The sequence below is a fragment of the Achromobacter sp. genome, assembly GCF_050285585.1.
Lineage (GTDB): Bacteria > Pseudomonadota > Gammaproteobacteria > Burkholderiales > Burkholderiaceae_B > Achromobacter.
Map to the genome: position 1 here is coordinate 62,290 of NZ_JBLZXF010000015.1, position 18,670 is coordinate 80,959.

Genomic DNA, 18,670 nt, shown 5'->3' on the forward strand with positions numbered 1-18,670 from the left:
GACATGCCCAAGTTCGTCTTCCTCTGGACCGATATCGCGCTGTGGCTCATGGCCCTGGGCGCCGTCGCGTACGCCTGGCGCGTGCGACGCAGCCCCAATCTGCGCGCGACCTGGGCGCGCGTCGCCCGCGATACGCCCGCCATGTGCTCGGCCGTGATTCTTTCGGCCTTCGTCGCCGTCGGCCTGCTCGACTCCGTGCACTACCGGCCCTTGCTGCCGCCGGCGCCGGGCGCCGCCGCGGACTCCGGCCCGGTCTATGCGCCCGCGGTGCAATCGGCGCTGGACGGCCTGCTTGCCGGCACCGTGCTGACCCGCCCCGAGAAAACCTATTCCGAGCCCCTGGCCGTGCGCCAGTTCACCAAGGAAACCATGCTTGTCGACGGCAAGCCGGTGCGCGACTTCCCCCGCCTGCGCGGCGCGGGCGTCCACCTGGAAGACCCCGACAAGGACCGCTGGGCAGACACGCTCACGCGGATCGCGCTGGGCCTGGCGGGCGGCCTGGCCGTGGCGCTGGCGGTGGTCGGGATCCTGTTCGCCTGCCTCTCGCGGCGCGGCCGGCGGGCCGGGGAGGGCGGGGCCGCCGGCCCGTCCGGCGTGCCATGGACGGCCATGGCGCTTACCTTCACCCTGCTTTGCCTGACCGCCGGCGCCCTGGCGGGCATGTCCAGCGGCTACCATGCGCTGGGCACCGACCGCATCGGCAACGACGTGCTGTGGCAGGCGCTCAAGAGCATCCGCACGGCGCTCGTCATCGGCAGCCTCACCACGATTGCCATGCTGCCTCCCGCCATCATCTTCGGCATCGCCGCCGGCTACTTCAAGGGCAAGGTCGACGACGCCATCCAATACCTCTACACCACCATCACCTCGATCCCCGGCGTGTTGCTGGTGGCCGCCTGCGCGCTGATGATGCAGGTCTACATCGACAACCACGCGGACCTGTTCGACACCTCCGCCGCGCGCGCGGACCTGCGCCTGTTCCTGCTCTGCATGATCCTGGGCTTCACGGGGTGGGCGGGACTGTGCCGCCTGCTGCGCGCCGAAACGCTGAAGCTGCGCGAACTGGAGTACGTGCAGGCGGCGCGGGCGTTCGGCGTATCGCACTGGCGCATCATGACCCGGCACCTGCTGCCGAACGTGGCGCACCTCGTCCTGATCACCATGGTGCTGGAATTCTCCGGGCTCGTCCTGTACGAGGCCGTGCTGTCTTACCTGGGCATCGGCGTGGATCCGAGCATGAATTCCTTCGGCTCCATGATCGATGGCGCCCGGCTTGAAATGTCCCGCGATCCCATGATCTGGTGGAACCTGATGACAGCTTTCCTCTTCATGCTGGCGCTGGTGCTGGCGGCCAACCTGTTCGCGGATGCCGTGCGCGATGCGTTCGATCCGCGCACGCGCCGCTACAAGCCCGGCCGCATCGCCCGCCTCGGGCTCTTCGGCCGCGGCGCCAGGCCCGCCCTGGCCGCGGACGGCCGCCAGTCCCGGCCGGGAGACGCGCCATGAGCCAGACCACACCTTTGCTGGAAGTGCGCGGCCTGGACGTGGACATCGCTGGCGAAAGCGGCATGACGCATGCCGTCAAGCGCCTGCAGCTGGCCATCGCGCGGCGGCAGACGTTCGCCCTGGTCGGGGAGTCCGGCTGCGGCAAGAGCATGACGGCGCTGGCGCTGCTGCGTTTGCTGCCGGATGCGGGCAGCATCGTGGGAGGGCAGATCGACCTGGACGGAGAGGATCTGAACCGCCTGCCGGAAAGCGCGATGCGCGGCGTGCGAGGCGGCCGCATCGGCATCATCTTCCAGGAGCCGTCCACCAGCCTGAATCCGGTGATGCGGGTGGGCGACCAGATCATCGAAACGCTGGTCGCGCATACGCCGCTGCGCGGCGCGGCGGCGCGCGAGCGCGCCATCGACTGGCTGCGCCGGGTAGGTATTCCCGAACCCGAGCGGCGCGTCGACGACTATCCCTTCCAATTCTCGGGCGGCCAGAAGCAGCGCGTCATGATCGCCATCGCGCTCGCGGCCGAACCGCTGCTGCTGATCGCCGACGAGCCGACCACGGCGCTGGACGTCACCGTGCAGGCGCAGGTGCTGGACCTGCTGGCGGACATCCAGCGGGAAATGGGCATGGCCGTGCTGCTGATCACGCATGATCTGGCGGTGGTGAAGAACGTCGCTCATCACGTGGCCCTGATGCGCGGCGGGGAGATCGTGGAGAGCGCGGACGCCGAAACGTTTTTCCGCGCGCCCAGGCATCCCTACGCCCGGCAGCTGTTCGAAGCCATTCCCACGTTCGAAAAGCGCGGCATTCCCCTGACGGAGCCGGGCCGAGAGGCCCAGGCCCGCGCGGCCGGGCGCCGCGCCGCGGCCAGGGCGGGGCGCGATGGGGGCGTGGTGCTCGATGTGCAGGACCTGAAGGTGCATTACCCCGTGCGCAAGGGGCCGCTGCGGCGCATCGTGTCCTGGGTCAAGGCTGCCGACGGGGTGACGTTCACTTTGAAGGCGGGCGAGACCCTGGCCCTGCTGGGGGAGTCCGGCTGCGGCAAGACCACCACGGGCAAGGCGCTGCTGCGGCTGATCGACGGCGCGCATGTGTCCGGGCGCGCCATGCTGCTCGGGCAGGACGTGCTTTCGGCCGATCGCCGCAAGCTGCAGCGCCTGAGGCAGGACATCCAGATCGTCTTCCAGGATCCCTACGCCTCGCTCGATCCGCGCATGCGGGTGGGAGACATCCTGGACGAAGGCCTCGCGTCCCTGCGGCGCGGCATGGGCAAGGAAGCGCGCGCCGAGCGCGCGGCGCACCTAGTCGAACGGGTCGGCCTGCCGGCCAATACCCTCGCCCGGTATCCGCATGAGTTCTCGGGCGGCCAGCGCCAGCGCATCGCCATCGCCAGGGCGCTGGCCGTCGAACCGAAAGTGCTGATTTGCGACGAGCCCACGTCCGCGCTGGACGTATCGGTGCAGGCGCAGATCCTGGACCTGCTGCGCGAACTGCAAGACGAGCTGGGCATCGCCTATCTGTTCATCACTCACAACTTCGGCGTGGTCGAATACCTGGCGGACCGCATCGCCGTCATGGAAGGCGGGCGCATCATCGAGCTGGGGCAGGCCGACGCGGTGCTGCATGCGCCGCGCCAGGACATGACCCGCAGGCTGCTGGCGGCCGTCCCGCGTCTGCAGTTCGGGCCGCCAGGCCCTGCCTGACCCGCGCGGCGCCCTCAGACGACGTGGTGGGCGCTGCGCGTCTCCAGCCACACGAGGGTGTCGTGCCGTAGGGCGCGCACGCACTGCGCCAGATAAGCATGCATCGACACCAGTTCCGAGGGGTCATAGCGCCGCGCCGTCATCATGACGGCCTCGGAGATCCATTGCCGTTCCTGCGACAACTGCTGGCATTGTTCCTCCACGGGCCTGATGACGATCATCCTGCGGTCCAGCGGGTGGCGGCCGCGCTGCACGTATCCAGCCGCCTCCAGCCGGTTGATCAAGGCCGTTGCGCCGCCGGAGCTGATGCCCATCAACTGGGCGAGCTGCCCCGTCGGCAGGGCGTCGAACTCCATGACCAGTTCCAGCGCCTTCAGATCCGCCAGGGGGATGCCCAGTTTTTCGGCGAGGGCGGACTGGCAGGCCGAGTTGTAGACGGCGAACTGCCTGCCCAGCATCAAGGCGATGTCCTCCAGTATCCCCGGACGCACGTCGCTTTCGCGCGTGTCAGGCATCACGGTCGCATGCTCGTGGTGAAGAAAGGTCTCTTGTTGCAGCATGGTGTCGCTCCCTGGCGGACGTTGGGGGTCACTTCTTGGCCGACAGGCCGCCCAGCAGGCCGCCCAGGAGGCCGCCGTTGGCGGTGCCGCCCGTGGTCGTGCCGCCGGTCAGGCTGCCAGTGACGCCGCCCAGCAATCCGCCCAGCAGTCCGCCGTTGCTCGCGCCGGCCGTCGATCCGCCTCCGGCGCTGGCGCCGGCACTGGCGCCGGCTCCCGCGCCGGCGCCTGCGGCGCCAGCGCTTGCGTTGACCGACACGCCACCCGCCAGGCCGCCCACGAGGCCGCCCAGCAGCCCGCCATTTGCCGCGCCGCCCGCCGAACCGCCGGCGGTTCCTCCGGCGGCTCCGCCCAGCAGTCCGCCCAGCAAGCCGCCGCCCGCGGCGCCTCCGGCCGCGCCGCCCGCAGCGCCGCCCAGGCTGCCCGTGACGCCGGCCACGAGGCCGGTCACCGGCGCCAGCAGGCCGCCCGCGCCGCCCGCCGGCGTGCCGCCCACGCCGCCCACCCCGCCAAGAATGCCGGTAATGGGGCTGAGCAGCCCGCCGGAGCCGCCGGTCGCGCCGCCCAGGCCTCCGGTCAGCGAGGCGACCGCGCCGGTGGCATTCGCGAGCGTCGAGCCCAGCGGATTGGCGTTGCCCGGCGTGGCATGGAGCAGCCCGCCGGCGCTGGCCACCGCGCCGCCCAGGCCTTGCAGCACGCCATTGAGCCCCGCGGTGTCTCCCGGCAGCGACCCGCCCAGATTGGTGACCGTGCCGCCCAGGCTGGTCAGCAGGCCCGCGACCGGCGCGCCCAGCCGGGTCGTGTCGCCCACCTGCTGCGTCAAGCCGGTCACGGTGCCGGCGAGCGGGCTGACGTTGGGATCGAGCGCGGCGCCCAGCCCGGCCAGCGTGGGTTGCAGGCCCAGCGGCAGCACGTTGTCCACGGCCTTGCCGGTACTGCCCAGCGCCGGTTCCAGCAGCGGGGTGGAAGGGCCGCCCAGCACGCCGCCGGTGACGCCCGCCACCGTCTGTGTCAGGGGATTCAGCAGGCCTCCCTGGCCGGACAGCCCCGAGGTCAATGCGCCCACGGCGCCGGTCGCGTTGCCCAGCACCGTCGTCAGGGGATTGGGGTTGTCGGCGTCCGCATGGAGCAGGCCGCCGGTGCTGGCCACCGTCTTGCCCAGGCCGTCCACCAGGCCGCCGACGCCGGCGCTCAGTCCGCCCGGCAGGCCGGCGCCCTCGACCGTGGAACCCAGATCGCTGACCAGGCCGCCCACCTGCTTGACGGCCCCGTCCACCGGCTGGCCCAGGCCCGTCGTGGCTCCAATCTCCTGCGTCAGGCCCACCACCGTGTCCGCCACGGGCTTGACCGTCGGGTCCAGCGCCTTGCCCACGCCGCCCAGCGTCGAGTCCAGGTTCAGCGGCAGCGTGTTGTCCACGGCGCCGCCCGTGTTGCCCAGGGTCGTTTCGAGCAGGCCGGTCGTGACGGGATTGGTCGGGGTCGTCGGATCGGTCGGGTCGGTGCCGCCCGGATTGGTGCCGCCCGGATTGGTTCCGCCGCCATCCGGATTGAGGCCGCCGCCACCGCCGCCGGGGTTCGTCGGGATGACCGTGCCCGGCAGGCTCGCGGACTTGCTGCCGCCACCGCCGCCGCCGCATGCGGCCAGGGCGCTCATCAGGGCCGCGGCCAGGGCGGTGGAAGTCAGGATGCGCGAGATGCGGCGAGCGTCGATAGGGGTGTGCATGGCGAACTCCTTGTGTTGGAAGAGTCAGGCGGAGAAACGGCCCGATACATCTACCCATGCACAAAGCGTGCCAACTTTTTTTAAACAGCCTTGCCGATGATGCGGAATTCGTGTTTTTGGGAATTTAAACGCTTTTATTTCAATGGCTTGTGAAATAATTAAAGGGTTTTCCCTAGGTCGAAAAATATGCAGATTTGCGATCACGCAGAGACTGCGAATGTTACGAATGGCCGGTTATTCGCCGTTACGTTACGGGTGACGTTACGTAACGCCGGAGCGGCCGCAGCCCACGCCGCCGCCCTGGCGAAGCCGCTTCAGAACGCGTCGTAATACAGGGAGTAATTGGCGTTGAAACGCAGGTCGCGGTCATTGTCGACCGTGGCGGACCCCACCGGCTTGGCGACGTTGAAATCGAATAGATAGTATTTGTCGTCCGTGAACCGGATGCCCAGCGCCACCGAAGACAGGTGCCGCTGGTTCAGCGCCTGCAGGCTCTTGTTGTTGTACCAGGTGCGGGCATAGTCGACCAAGGCATAGGGTTGCACGCTGGACAGGTATTCCCAGCCTATGCCGAAACGCCGGTTGATTTCCGCGGACACGCCCACGCCTTTGTCTCCGCTTTGCTCGCCCTGGGGGTAGCCCATGGCGTAGCGCCAGCTTCCATACGAGACCTGTTCCGATGAGGGCAGGATATTGCTGGAGTACTGTCCCGCGCCGGAAAAAGTCAGGCCGAACTGGGCCGGCAGCGCGAAGGTCTGCTGGGCGTTCAGGTTGTAGCGCGTGAAGTCCAGGTCCAGGATGGGCGTGGCGGAATATCCGTAGTTGGTGGATATGTCCTTTTTGGCGCCGGCTGTGTTGAAGCCCTTGGCCACGCTCAGCGTGACGTCGGTGGTCCTGCTTTCGGATACCTGGATATAGCGCAGTTCCGCGTTGGCCGCGCGCACGCGGGCATCCTGTTGCAGCCAGCGGTCGGAATTGCGGGCGTCGTAGCGGTCTTTGGAGTTGGCGGCATAGACGCCGAGGGTGCCGGTGAGGGAGCGGGTGTTGTTCAGCAGGAACGGATAGCTCACGCCGATGCCGATGCGGTCGTTTTTCACGCGCCGCTCGAAGCCCAGGTATTCGATGGTGTCGTCCTTGGGCCTGGCGTCGTAGTGATAGCCGTCGACCTTGACCGCCAGCCCATCGGCGCCTATCGGCACGCGGATTTCGCCGGATACGTACTTCACGTCATCGGTATTGAACGGGACCGAAGCGGTCAGCTTCACCTGCTCGCCCAGCGGGGTCAGGCTGTTGGCCGCCATGTTCACCAGCGGCTGCATGCCGGTGCCGAGGTCGGCGATGCCGCCGCTCAGGCTGACGGGTTGCCGGCTCGCGGCCAGCACCAGTTCGGTGGCGCCGTCGGCGCGCCGCGGCAGATCCAGGCTGGGCGTGAATTTGACGCCCGGCACCGTGCGCATCAGGTTCAGCTGGCGTTCCAGCGTGGCCTGTTTGAGCGGCCTTTCCTCTTTCAATGGGCCCGCCAGGGCGTCAAGCCGGTCCTGCGCATTGCCGATATCGCCTTCGATCCGAACCGAGCCGATGAATCCCTCCACCACGGTGACCACGACCAGCCCATTGGCGAAGGTCTGGTTCTGCACCAGCGCGAAAGACAACGGATATCCCTTTTCGCGGTAGAGCAGGGTGATCTTGTCGACCTGCTGCACCAGTTCTCCCAGGCTGATTTCCTTGCCGGCCAGCGGCGTCAGCAACGCGGAGACTTCCTCGAACGGAATGGCGCGCACGCCGCTTACGTCGAAATGGCGCGGCACGATGCGCTGCGCCAGCCGGGCCTGCAAGGCCAGCTGCTCGGGCGTCGCCGTCTGGACGACGGGAGGAGGCTGGGTGGCGGAGGGCGGCCGCTCCAGTTTCGGCATGGCGTCCACCGGATTGCCCCGTAGCGGGCCATCTGCCCGGGCATTGGCGCCGACTGCGAGGGCGCACACCAGTGCGAGGGAAAGCTGACCTGCTGGAAGCGTACGTCTCATGCCTTTTTATGTCTCTCTATTCCGCAGCGCGTTTCAACCGTAGGGATATTCGGCATATTCGGTATTGAAAATGAGACGCGAATATCGCCGGTAAACAAAACTTGCTGCGTTCGTCGGAATATGGTGCCAGTCCCTCGTCAAAATGACAATTTATTTCAGTCCAGTCAAAGCGAAACGGCGCAATACCAACAATGTTGCGAGCGTGACACTATATGAATAAGCACAGAATATGGCTAAATCCATGTTTTTAATGGATTATTCAAAAATATTCGAATGTTGGTTACATATTGATTCCAGCATTATTACGAATATCGGTGAAAACCCTGATGTGTATTAAATCGTAATAGATAAGACTATAAAAAACGTATTTGCACATAGCGCTGAAACGTTCAGGCTATCGGGAGTCCCCAAGATGCTCGCGGATGACCGCAGAAACAATCGCAAGTGCGCGCCGGCAGCGCGCCGCCCGGGCGGCCAGTTTGGCAGGGGCCGCCCATGAGGCCAGGCGAAATCGTTCCCCTTTCGTTTCACGGAGGGCTTGTCGCGCTGTCGTTCCTGGTCGCCGTGCTCGGTTCTTATGTGGCCATGCTGGCGGCGGGCATCCGGGCCGAAACCCGGGACGGCGAAATCCGCATCGGCTATATCCTCATCGGCGCGATCGCGATGGGCGGCGTCGGTATCTGGAGCATGCATTTCATCGGCATGCAGGCCCAGAACCTGCCATTTGAAGTCGGTTATCAACTGGGCCTGACCGCGCTCAGTTTCCTGGTGGCCGCGGGATTCTCCGGCTGGGCTTTCTGGTTTATCGGACGCGAGCGGTTCACTTTCTTCCGTTGCCTGGCCGGCGGCACGGCGGCGGGGATCGGAGTGGTCGCCATGCATTATGTGGGCATGAGCGCAATGCGCATGCCCGCGGTACTGGCCTGGAACCTGCCGATGGTGGTTCTGTCGGTGTTCATCGCGGTCGTTGCGGCTTCCGCGGCATTGTGGCTTGCATTCAATACGCAGAATGAGCGCCAGCGTCTCGGGGCCGCCGTTTTGATGGCGCTGGCGATCTGCGGCATGCATTACACCGGCGCGGCCGCGGGAACCGTGGTCTGCTCGGCCGCCGTTGAATATTCCAGTTTGCAGATCGGCGGGGTGATGTTGCCCTACATCGCATTCGGGCTGTCCGTGGCCACGACCTTGCTCATGCGATGGCATTTGCAGCGGGCATCTCGGCGGTTTCGCGCGCGCACGGCGCAGCGCATCGACTCGATCATTGAATCGGCGCCTATGGCGCGTCCGGGAAGGCTTCCCGGATCCGCCCCGGGGCCGGGTTAGAAGGTTCCGGGTGCGCGCCGGCCAGCAAATTCGCCGGCGCGGGGCGGTTCCGGGGTAGGGGGGCTGAATCCGCCAGGGGCGGGCGGCCTGGTGATGAATCGAGACCGATGGAGCTCGACATGAAAGCAAAACTTGCGCAGTTCTGGAATGACGAAGACGGCATTACGGCCCTGGAGTACGGGCTGATCGCCGGCATGATCGCGGTGGCCCTGCTTGCGGCCGTGAAAACCTTCACCACAGCGCTCGATGGCCTGTTCACGGGGCTGGGAAGCGCGCTCGACGACAACAAGCCCGCCTCCTGATCGGCGGTCCGGGCCGAAACAAGTCCATGCCGCGATGCCGGGGCGATCCCCTCATCGCGGCGCCCACCCACCCACTCATTCATTCATAGCCGCGGCTTGAAGAGGGCGCCGTCCACCCCGATGGATGCGTCCGCTGTTGAATCCGATTTCTGAAGGTTCTGCCTTGTACCCAGGGGAAGCATTGTGGTGGTTGTTGTTCGCAAGCTGGAATCTGGCGTTGATCTACGGCGATCTGCGTTATCGCCGCGTCCCGAATGCCTTGATCGTCTCGGGATGCGTCGCGCAGTTGCTGTGGCTGGCGGCCGCCTTGCTGGCGCCCGGCTGGGGCTATCCGCCGCGCTGGACGGGCGGGCTCATGACGCTGCTGGGATTCCTGAGCGCGGTGCCATTCCTGCCCCTCTGGACCCGGCGCCTGATGGGCGCGGGCGACGTCAAGGCGATCGCCGCGCTAGGCCTGCTGATGGGCTGGGCGCCGCTGCTGATGACGCTTCTGATGGCCAGCCTGCTGGCGGGCCTGCATGCCTTGCTGTACCTGTCGGCATCGCGCTTCCTGGCGCTGAGCGCCCGGCTCCGGCAAATTCCATACGCCGCATACCTGGGCGCCTCGGCGCTCAGCGTGGCGTCTATGCCCTTGAATTCGGCCTGGTATTCGTGGTGTTCTTCCTGGTGTTCTACGGCATCCTGACCTATTCCCTGGTGGCAGCCGCGCAGAACTCGGTCGCGCTTGCCGCCCAGGATGGCGCGCGCAAGATCCTGCAATGGCAGGCCGGCTCCTCGTCGTTGGCGGCCCGGGCCAGCGCGGGCCGCGACACCGCCCTGCGCCGGGCCGAATGGATCAGCGCGGTTTCGGCATCGCCGGTGGCGGTGGCGGTCTGCGGGAGCTCGGGCGCGCTCAGCAGTTCGGCGGGCGGAACCTGCAGCGGGTTGCCGCTGGCGGCCGGGCAGATCGAAGTGACGGTGTCCTACGCCTATGGCGCCCATCCGCTGATTCCCTCGGTGCCCTTGCTGCGGACCATGCTGATGCCGGCTTCCAGCGTGCTGAGCGCGCGCGCCATGGTGCACCTGGGCGACTCCCTGGACGAGGGGGTTTGAGATGCATCCGCTTCCCACGCTCCGCGTGCCCCGTGCCGGGCGCGGATCCCAGCGCGGCATCGCGGCGCTGGAATTCTCCCTGACGCTCGTCATGCTGCTGATGTTCATCTGCGGCGTGCTCGGTTTCGGCGCGCTGTTCTGGATGCAGCAGCAATTGGCCTCGGCCGCGACCGACGGCGCGCGCGCCGCCGTCTTCGCCCGCTTCAATGGCCAGGCCGATGTGCCGTCTGCGGCCTGCGCCGCGGCCATGAGCGCCTTTTCTTCCGGTTCCGCCGTCGGGTGCGAGGTCTCCAGCGCGCCGTGCGGGTGGGCGGGCGCCGAAGGCAGTCAGGCCGATTGCGCCACGGTGGCCATGACCTACGACACGCAGTCGTGGCCTTTGCTGGCCACCCTGCAAGGCCTGATCACCTCGGTGCCGGGCATGGGAACGAACTGGATCCCCTCCCGCCTGCGTTCGCAGGCCATCGTTCAGATATCGCAGGGAACGCCATGAGCAGCTTGAGCAAGATCGTCGCGGGTGTGTTGTTGGTGGCGGGGCTGGCGCTGGCCTTTGTCGCGTGGCGGCTGGCGTCGGCGCCCGCCCGTCCGCCCGCCAGCGTGGCGTCCGCGCCTGCCCCCGCGCCCGTTGCGCCCGTTCCGGCGCCGGTCACGCGCTATCCCGTCGTGGTGGCCAAAGCGCCGATGCCCGCCGGCACGCGCATCGATACCGCCAAGATGCTCGCGGTGGTCCAGTGGCAGGCGCCCTTGTCGGGAGGCTACCAGGACGTGGCCCCGCTCGAAGGCGCCGTGACCAAGGTCGACATCGCCGCGGGCGACCCTCTCCTGCCCGGCCTGCTGGCGCAGGGGCTGGCCCGCCAGCTCAAGCCGGGCGAGCGCGCCGTCGCAATCGCCGTGGACGAGGTCGTGGGCGGCGGCCACCGCATCGCCCCGGGCGATTGGGTGGACGTGTTTTTCATGATCGAGAAGGGGCAGGAAGTGCCGGGGGCCCAGGCGCGCCTGCTGCAGGCCCAGGTGCGTGTGCTGGCATATGGCAGGGCCTCGGTGGACGGGCCGGAGGAAAAGGCCGCGGGCCAGCCGGGCGTGCCGAACCCGCCCGCCCGGACCGCCGTGCTTGCCGTGCCGGTCGAGCAGGTCAACGAACTGATGCTGGCCGGCCGCGCGGGCCGTTTGCAGCTGGCGTTGCGGCCCCTGGATGACGACGACGTGCCCGACCCGGGGCTGTTCGCCCGGCGGGGCACGGTATTGCCCGTCCGCGCCGATTTGACGCCGGCGCAGCGGGAGGCGCTGACGCTGGCGTCCAACCGCGCGTTTGCCGGCGAAAGCCTGGTCCAGCTCGACGGAACGACGGCCATCGCGCCGGCTCCCGCGGCATCCGCGCGGGGCGCCAGACCGGCGGGCGGAAGAACGGTTGAAATCCTGCGCGGGGACAAATCCGAACGCGTGCGCTATTGAACGCAGCCGCGAGAGGCTCCGGCGGCCTCTCGCGGCTGGACTCTCGCCCATGACCCGATCCAGCCATATGAAGAAACTCCAGCGCAACACCCTCATCAGTCTTCTGTCGGCGGCCGCGGCGGCCGGCTGCGGCGGCATCGCCGCGGCGCAACCCGCCACGCCGGCGGCCGCGGCCAAGGCGCCGGCGCCGGTCCGCGATCTCGTCCTGGCCGTAAAAGGCCAGCAGACGCTGCTGCTCGATGGCGGCGCGCCCTCGCGCATCGCCATCGGCGATCCCGATGTGGCCGACGTGAAGGTCCTGCCGCCCGCCGGCAAGCGCGCGGGGTCGCTGCTGATCTATGGCAAGAAGCCCGGCACCACGCAGTTGCAGATCTGGAGCGGAACAGGCCCGTCGCCTCAAATCTGGAACCTGCGCGTGGGCGGCGGCGTCCAGGGCGCGCTGGCAACGCGGAACATCACCGGCGGCGCCAACATCGATATCGCCGGCGACCGCGCGGTGGTCTCCGGCCATGCCGAGACGCCGATGGGCCACGTGGCCTCGGTCGCCATGGCGGCCTCCGCCGTGGGCGGCGAGAAAAACGTGGTGGACGTGTCCTCCGCGGGCGCGAGCGGCGTCGTGCAGGTCGAGGTCAAGGTCGTCGAGGTGTCGCGCTCGGTGATGAAGGAGGCAGGCATCAGCTGGACAGCGGGCGGCAGCGGGCCGTGGAGCGCGGCCAACAGCATGATCCCGGCCAATCTGAGCGCCGCGGCCTCCGGATTTTCCCTGTTCTACGACACCAACAATTTTTCCGCCAACCTGCGCCTGCTGCAGACCAACGGCATGGCCAGGGTGCTTGCCGAGCCCACGCTGGTGGCGCTTACGGGGCAGAGCGCCAGCTTCCTGGCGGGCGGCGAGCTGCCGATTCCCGAATCCGGAGGGCTGGGCACGGTATCGGTCACCTTCAAACCTTTCGGCATCGGGCTGACCGTTACGCCGACCGTGCTGTCGCGCGATCGCATTTCATTGAAAGTGGCTCCCGAGGCCAGCGAGCTGGACTACAGCAACGGCATCGCGATCAGCAACGGCCCGGACTCCGCTTCGATCATTCCGGCCCTGCGCACGCGCCGCGCCGACACGACGGTCGAGCTGGGCGACGGCGAAAGCTTCGTGATCAGCGGCCTGGTCTCGCGCCAGACCAAGGCGATGGTGAGCAAGGTGCCCCTGCTGGGCGATCTGCCGATCATCGGTTCGTTCTTCCGCAGCCTCGATTACAAGCAGGAGGACACCGAACTGGTCATCGTGGTCACGCCGCGCCTGGTGCGTCCCATCGCCCGCGGCGTGACGCTGCCGCTGCCGGGAGAAAGACAAGAGCGCACGGACAACGGCTTCAACGCCTGGGGCTATTACCTGACCGGCCCGGTGGGCGGCCAGCAGATGCCGGGTTTTTCGCGGTGAATAACATGAAGACACATGCAAGCGAGTGGGTGGGCCTGCAGAACAGCAGGCGGTTCCTGTTTTGCTCCCGTGGCGCGGATATCGCCGCCCAGCTGGGGCAGGCGCTGGGCGACATGGGAATGCTTACCCAGGAGTCGCCCGCCGTGGAAGAATTGGCGCGGCGCCTTGCGGACATCGCGCCTCAGATGGTGTTCCTCGATTTCACCCTGAGCGCGGACGAACCTGGAAAACTGTTCAGATCCGCCGAACTGGCGCGCCTGCTGGCGCGGATTGCGCCGAGCCTGCCGCGCGTGGCGGTCGGGCTGCTGAGCCAGCCGGAAGGGGCGATCGCGGCCTTGCGCGCGGGCGTCAGCGATTTCGTGGATCCCACGGTGGCTCCGCAGGAAATCAAGGAAATCGTGATGAGGCTGCTGGATGCGCAGCAGGACGACATGCGCGGCGGCGGCTCGCGGCGCAGCGTCCTCCTGCTGGGCGCGCGTCCGGGCGTGGGCACCAGCACCCTGGCCGTGCATCTGGCAGACATCGTGCAGGACCGCCTGAAGCATGCGCATGCCGCGCGCGCCGGGGCCGCCGCAGGCAAGGCGGGGAAGGCCGCCGCGGCCGAAGCGGGTGCCTTGCTGCCCTTGTCCAGCCGGGTGGCGCTGATGGACCTGGGCTGGCCCGTCGGCGATTGCCAGCTCTACCTGAACATCGGCGGCGATTTCGACTTCGCCGAGGCGGCGCGCAATCTGCGCCGCCTGGACTCCACGCTGTTGGGGTCCGCCATGCCGCACACGGCCAACGGCCTGAGCGTCCTGTCCCTGCCTCGCGACCTCGGCCAGATGCGCGACGTTTCCCAATCCGACTCGTTGCTGGTGTTCGAGCGCATGCGCCAGCATTTCGGCGTGGTGGTCGCCGATTCCGGCGGCTTCACCAATCCGGAGTTCGTGGCCGGCCTGGCGCGCGCGTCGCAGCAGAACTGGATCGTGACCGACCAGAGCGTCGGCGCGCTGGTGTCCCTGGCGGGCCTGCTGCAGGAGCTGGACGAGCAGCACGTCGAGCGCCGCAGCCTGGGCCTGATCGTGAACCGTTACGACGAACGCTACGGCATGACCGCTCAGCAGATCGCCGAGCGTTTCCAGCTGGAGCTGGTGGGCACGCTGCCGGATCGCACGCTGGCGCTGATGGTGTGCACGAATCAGGGCCATCTCCTGCACGAGGAGGCGGAGCGCGACATCTATGTGCGGGCGGTGCAGGGGCTCGCTGAAAAGCTCTGCGCGGAAGAGAACACGCCCGGCGGGCGGGCAGGCTGGCTGGCCACCTGGCTGCCTGGCGTGCACCGCCGCATGGTGGTCGGTTAACGGAAAGACAGGCGGACAGCGGCGGAATCCGACATGATCATGACAACGACGGTAGCGTTCGGCGACGGCGACAAGGGCTTTTCGGCGTCGGACCGTTTCCAGGAAGTGAAGACGGCGGCGTACGAGCACCTGCTTTCCCGGATCGAAGAGCTGGGCGCCGAGTTCGGCCGCTGGGCCCGTTCGGCGATCCAGGAGTTCGTGGACATCGAGGTCGCGAGCTTCGTGCGGTTGCGCAGGGTGCCGATCAACGAAGGGGAAATGCGGCAGATCGCCGAGGCCCTGACCAAGGAGCTGGCCGGCCTGGGGCCCCTGGAGGACCTGCTGGCGGATCCGGCCGTGGAGGATATCCTCATCAACGGCTACGACAACGTGTTCGTGTCGCGCCGGGGCGTGCTGGCCCGCGAAACCCTCAGGTTCACGGACAACCAGCACGTGCTGCGCATCGTGCGCCGCATCCTGGCTCCCATCGGCCGGCGCCTGGACGAATCCAGCCCCATGGTGGACGCGCGCCTGCCCGACGGCGGCCGCCTGAACGTCGTGATCGAGCCGCTGGCCGTCGACGGCCCCATGGTCTCGATCCGCAAGTTCCGCCAGGATCCGCTCAAGCCGGCCGACCTGCTGACCCTAGGGACCTTCGACGAGGAAATCTACCGTCTGCTGCACGAGGCGGTGAAGAACCGTTGCAACATCCTGGTGTCCGGCGGCACGAGCTCCGGCAAGACCTCGCTGCTGAACGCGCTGGCCTTTTTCATTCCCGAAACGGAGCGCGTGGTCACGGTAGAAGACACCGCGGAGCTCTCGCTCAACCACCCGCACGTGGTGCGGCTGGAATCCCGCCAGGGCGGCTTCGACGGCAGCGGCGCGGTCACGATACGGGAACTGATCCGCAACAGCCTGCGGATGCGGCCGGACCGGGTCGTGGTCGGGGAGGTGCGCGGAGCGGAGGTCATGGACATGCTGCAGGCGATGAACACCGGCCATGAAGGGTCGATGGCCACCATCCATGCGAACTCCCCGCGCGAATGCCTGTACCGGATCGAGATGCTGGCGGGCTTCGCCGGTTTCCAGGGCAGCGAGGACAGCCTGCGCAGGCAGATCGCCAGCGCCCTCGATTTCATCGTGCAGATCGGCCGGCTCTCCAACGGCAAGCGCCGCGTGCTGTCCGTGACCGAGGTAACGGGCATGGGCGACAACGTGATTTCCACGCAGGAACTCTATCGCCACGAAACGTTCATGATGCCAGAAGGAGAGGAAAAGGACCATTGGAAGTGGTTGGGCATCCATCCCCACACGCCCAAGCTGGCCAGGATGCGCAGCGAGACGCGAGCGGCCGACGCTACGCCGGGCGACGCGGACGGCGGCGGAGGCGGATTCTGGAGCCGGAGGCGCTGATGAGCCAAGCCCTGGCGCTCGCGGGTCTGGCGGCGGTGCTGGCCATCGGAGCCGTTCTGCTTTGGCGGCACGCCAGCAAGGGTGCGCGCCGCGCCGCGAGCTCGGCCTTCCTGGAGCACCAGCTCAACCGGGGGCGCGAAGCGCGCGCCGGAAGCGAGCCGTTTTCCGCCGGAGCGCGGGCGATGCGCAGCGGCTTTCTGGGATGGGACCGCCTGTTGCTGGTGGCTGGCGTGCGCCAGAGCGCGGGGCTTTACGCGCGCCTCGCGGTGCCGCTCCTGGGGGGCGCGGCTTTGGCTTGGCTGCTGTTGGGAAGCATGTCCGGCGCGGCGACCTTCGTGCTGATGGCCGTGCTGGAGTACTTCCTGCTGTGGCTGCGGGCCGACAAGCGCCGGCGCCGGATGATCGCGCAATTGCCCGCCTTCCTGGACAACATCGTTCGCCTCGTCACCATTGGCAACAGCATGGGCTCGGCCTTCCAGACGGCCGCGGCCAATACCGACGAGCCTTTGCGCGAGGTGATGGAAACGGCCGCCAGCCTGAGCCGTTCGGCCAAGGAGCTGGACGCCGCGCTCGCGCACGTGTCGCGCCTGTACGGACTGAAGGAGCTGTACATGATTTCCGCCGTCGTGTCGCTGGCGATGCGCTTTGGCGGGCGCAGCGATCAGGTGCTGGAGCGGATGGCCGCCTTCATGCGCGACGTGGCCCAGGCGCGCAACGAGCTGTCGGCAAGCTCCGCCGAGGTCCGCCTGTCGGCATGGATCCTCGCGTTGTTGCCGGTGGGGATCGGAGGCTTCATCATCGTCGCGAACAATGATCTGTTCATGGGCCTGTGGCACGACCCCGCGGGCTTCAAGATGCTGGCGACGGCCGTGGCCTTGCAGATCGGCGGCAGCTATTGGCTGTACCGCATGGCCAAGTCCATTTGAAGGGCAGAGCATGATGGAAATCCTGCGATCCTGGAGCGTATCCACCGTGCTGGCGACGGCGCTGATGCTGATCGCCGCGGGGATGCTGGTGCTGGGCATCGGCATCCTGCGGCGCCTGCGCGGGCAGAGCAGAAGCCTCCGGATCGTGGACCAGGCCCTGGCTGCGCGCCAGATGGCGGGCGCAGCCGAGGCGCCGCCGCGGGCCGACGACGGGCAGGGCAGGCTCGCGGCCGCCGCGCGCGCGGCCGACTCCTTCGGCAAGCGGCTGAGCGAGGGCCGGCTGGCCGACACCTTGCTGGCCGCCGAAGACCGCAAGCTGGTGGACATGGCGGGCTACGCCGATGCCGGCGTCGCAAGGTCCCGCTTTGCCGCCATCCGATTCGGCCTGGCCCTTTTGCTGCCCGTCGCCGCCGTCGGGGCCGGCCTGCGCTACCGCTACATCGACTCCTGGACGGGCATGCTGGTCGCGGTCTTTTTCGGGTTCGCCATCGGCTACCTGCTGCCGAAGTGGCTCGTGCGCCGCCGTGTGGCGCGCCGCCGCCGCATGGCGGCCGACGAACTGCCATTGCTGATCGACCTGCTGCGCCTGCTGCAGGGCGTGGGACTTTCCATCGACCAGAGCATGCAGGTGCTGGTGACGGAGTTCGGACAGGTCCTGCCGGTGCTGTCCCAGGAATTGCGCCTGGCCTCAGAGCTCTACGTGCGCGGCCGGACGCGCGAACAATCGCTGGCCCGGCTCGCCACGGGCTTCGACAACGATGATCTTTCCGCGATTTGCCGCCTGATCGCGCAGGTGGACCAGCACGGAGGCGCGGTGCAGGAACCGCTGAACCGCTTTGGCGAGCGCCTGCGCGAATCGCGGCGGCTGGAGCTGAAAGAGAAGGTGGGCAAGACCACGGTCAAGATGACGGGGGTCATGATCGTGACCTTGTTGCCCGCGCTGCTGATCATCACGGGCGGGGCGGGTTTCATCGCGGTGATACGCGCGTTGTCGCGCATGGGGGGAACATGATGGCGGGCGCTATGGTTAAGCGGCAGGGCGCGATGCGCTGGATCCTCGCGGCGGTTTCGGCGGCCGCGCTCGCGGGCCTGGCCGGATGCAAGACGAACGGCGCGGAATCCGCGTGGCAGCTGATCCAGCAACAGCAGCAGGAACAGGCGCTGGCGCGGCAGAAAGAGGACGAGGCCCAGGGCCGCAACCGCGACCGCGAACCGGACATGATGCTGTCGATGATCGCCGAGGCGCAGCGGCAGGAGCGCTATTTCGCTTCGCTGGCCTATATCGACGCCTACCAGCAGAAGTTCGGCAGCGATAGCCGCGTTGCCGTCATGCGCGCGGACGCCTTGCGCCAGACCGGGCAGACGGCGTTGAGCGAGCAGGCCTACCGCGCGCTCACCCACGGGGACCAGGCGGCGGAAGGATGGCACGGCCTGGGCCTGATAGCGGGAGGCCGAGGCCAGTTCGACCAGGCGGCCGACGATTTCGCGAAAGCGGCGAGGCTGGCGCCGATGAACGCGCGGATCCTGGGCGACCTCGGCTACGCGAGGCTGCGGGCCGGCGACCTGAACGGCGCGCGCGTGCCGCTGGGACAGGCCGCGGAGCTGGCGCCCGAGAACGGCAGGGTCCTCGCCAACGTTGCGGTGCTGTTGCTGGTCGAAGGCGATCCGGCCAAGGCGCAGCGCCTCATGGATCAGGCGCAGTTGGGGGAGGAGGCGCGCGCGCAGGTGCTGCGGCTGGCTTCCGAAATCCGCGGCCAGATCGCGCCCGCGCCGCTGCCTGTCGGCACGCTGCCCGCCACCCGGGTATCGGACGGCGCCGGCTCCGTCAGGCCGATGATGAGCCCCTTGATGGAGGGCCTGGCCAACGGGCCCATCGTACGCTGACCTCGTGTTCAGGAAAT

17 protein-coding genes are annotated in these 18,670 nt (G+C 67.9%); 14 read left to right on the top strand and 3 right to left on the bottom strand.

Translation table 11 applies throughout. From position 1 onward, the window contains the following. The first annotated feature begins 3 nt into the window (after nt 1–3). Both ACN6PJ_RS19480 and ACN6PJ_RS19485 read left to right on the top strand, forming a co-directional pair. Entirely contained in the window at nt 4–1,506 is a 1,503-nt protein-coding gene (locus ACN6PJ_RS19480; protein WP_427997483.1) for an ABC transporter permease, read from the top strand. Beyond that, complete coding sequence (locus ACN6PJ_RS19485) at nt 1,503–3,203, top strand: ABC transporter ATP-binding protein (protein WP_427997484.1); 1,701 nt, start codon at nt 1,503–1,505, stop codon at nt 3,201–3,203. The genes ACN6PJ_RS19480 and ACN6PJ_RS19485 overlap by 4 nt, the downstream gene beginning before the upstream one ends. Before the next feature lie 14 nt (nt 3,204–3,217). On the opposite strand, the gene ACN6PJ_RS19490 is transcribed toward ACN6PJ_RS19485, so the two are convergent. The 3 genes from ACN6PJ_RS19490 to ACN6PJ_RS19500 all read right to left on the bottom strand — a co-directional run bounded on the left by ACN6PJ_RS19490 (nt 3,218) and on the right by ACN6PJ_RS19500 (nt 7,507). Next, a complete protein-coding gene (locus ACN6PJ_RS19490) occupies nt 3,218–3,763 on the bottom strand; it encodes a MarR family winged helix-turn-helix transcriptional regulator (RefSeq protein ID WP_427997485.1) in 546 nt (181 codons plus the stop codon). A gap of 28 nt (nt 3,764–3,791) precedes the next feature. Then, nucleotides 3,792–5,483 (bottom strand): collagen-like triple helix repeat-containing protein, encoded by a 1,692-nt coding sequence (locus ACN6PJ_RS19495; RefSeq protein ID WP_427997486.1) that lies wholly within the window; start codon nt 5,481–5,483, stop codon nt 3,792–3,794. A gap of 314 nt (nt 5,484–5,797) precedes the next feature. Next, on the bottom strand, nt 5,798–7,507 hold the full coding sequence (locus ACN6PJ_RS19500; protein WP_427997487.1) for a ShlB/FhaC/HecB family hemolysin secretion/activation protein: 1,710 nt from the start codon (nt 7,505–7,507) through the stop codon (nt 5,798–5,800). A gap of 495 nt (nt 7,508–8,002) precedes the next feature. On the opposite strand from ACN6PJ_RS19500, the gene ACN6PJ_RS19505 reads away from it, so the two are divergent. From ACN6PJ_RS19505 to ACN6PJ_RS19560, 12 genes are all read left to right on the top strand, one after another. Then, nucleotides 8,003–8,830 carry an MHYT domain-containing protein gene (locus ACN6PJ_RS19505; RefSeq protein ID WP_427997488.1) on the top strand — a complete coding sequence of 276 codons (828 nt, stop codon included), beginning with the start codon at nt 8,003–8,005 and terminating at the stop codon, nt 8,828–8,830. Nucleotides 8,831–8,949: 119 nt separating this feature from the next. After that, nucleotides 8,950–9,132: a Flp family type IVb pilin gene (locus ACN6PJ_RS19510; protein WP_427997489.1), complete on the top strand. Its 183-nt coding sequence runs from the start codon at nt 8,950–8,952 to the stop codon at nt 9,130–9,132. Between the two features lie 181 nt (nt 9,133–9,313). Beyond that, nucleotides 9,314–9,817: a prepilin peptidase gene (locus ACN6PJ_RS19515; RefSeq protein ID WP_427997490.1), complete on the top strand. Its 504-nt coding sequence runs from the start codon at nt 9,314–9,316 to the stop codon at nt 9,815–9,817. Then, on the top strand, nt 9,787–10,224 hold the full coding sequence (locus tag ACN6PJ_RS19520; RefSeq protein WP_427997491.1) for a pilus assembly protein: 438 nt from the start codon (nt 9,787–9,789) through the stop codon (nt 10,222–10,224). The genes ACN6PJ_RS19515 and ACN6PJ_RS19520 overlap by 31 nt, the downstream gene beginning before the upstream one ends. Before the next feature lies 1 nt (nt 10,225). Continuing rightward, nucleotides 10,226–10,717 carry a TadE/TadG family type IV pilus assembly protein gene (locus tag ACN6PJ_RS19525; RefSeq protein WP_427997492.1) on the top strand — a complete coding sequence of 164 codons (492 nt, stop codon included), beginning with the start codon at nt 10,226–10,228 and terminating at the stop codon, nt 10,715–10,717. After that, complete coding sequence (cpaB, locus tag ACN6PJ_RS19530; protein WP_427997493.1) at nt 10,714–11,676, top strand: Flp pilus assembly protein CpaB; 963 nt, start codon at nt 10,714–10,716, stop codon at nt 11,674–11,676. Before ACN6PJ_RS19525 ends, cpaB begins: the two co-directional genes overlap by 4 nt. Before the next feature lie 67 nt (nt 11,677–11,743). Then, nucleotides 11,744–13,111, top strand: coding sequence for a type II and III secretion system protein family protein (locus ACN6PJ_RS19535; protein WP_427997522.1), 1,368 nt, complete (start codon nt 11,744–11,746; stop codon nt 13,109–13,111). Further along, nucleotides 13,108–14,451 carry a pilus assembly protein CpaE gene (locus ACN6PJ_RS19540; RefSeq protein WP_427997494.1) on the top strand — a complete coding sequence of 448 codons (1,344 nt, stop codon included), beginning with the start codon at nt 13,108–13,110 and terminating at the stop codon, nt 14,449–14,451. The genes ACN6PJ_RS19535 and ACN6PJ_RS19540 overlap by 4 nt, the downstream gene beginning before the upstream one ends. A 33-nt stretch (nt 14,452–14,484) precedes the next feature. Continuing rightward, entirely contained in the window at nt 14,485–15,843 is a 1,359-nt protein-coding gene (locus ACN6PJ_RS19545) for a CpaF family protein (protein ID WP_427997495.1), read from the top strand. Continuing rightward, nucleotides 15,843–16,769 (top strand): type II secretion system F family protein, encoded by a 927-nt coding sequence (locus tag ACN6PJ_RS19550; protein ID WP_427997496.1) that lies wholly within the window; start codon nt 15,843–15,845, stop codon nt 16,767–16,769. Before ACN6PJ_RS19545 ends, ACN6PJ_RS19550 begins: the two co-directional genes overlap by 1 nt. 10 nt (nt 16,770–16,779) lie before the next feature. Beyond that, nucleotides 16,780–17,781, top strand: coding sequence for a type II secretion system F family protein (locus ACN6PJ_RS19555; RefSeq protein WP_427997497.1), 1,002 nt, complete (start codon nt 16,780–16,782; stop codon nt 17,779–17,781). An 11-nt stretch (nt 17,782–17,792) separates the two neighbouring features. Further along, a complete protein-coding gene (locus tag ACN6PJ_RS19560; protein ID WP_427997498.1) occupies nt 17,793–18,653 on the top strand; it encodes a hypothetical protein in 861 nt (286 codons plus the stop codon). Nucleotides 18,654–18,670 lie beyond the last annotated feature (17 nt).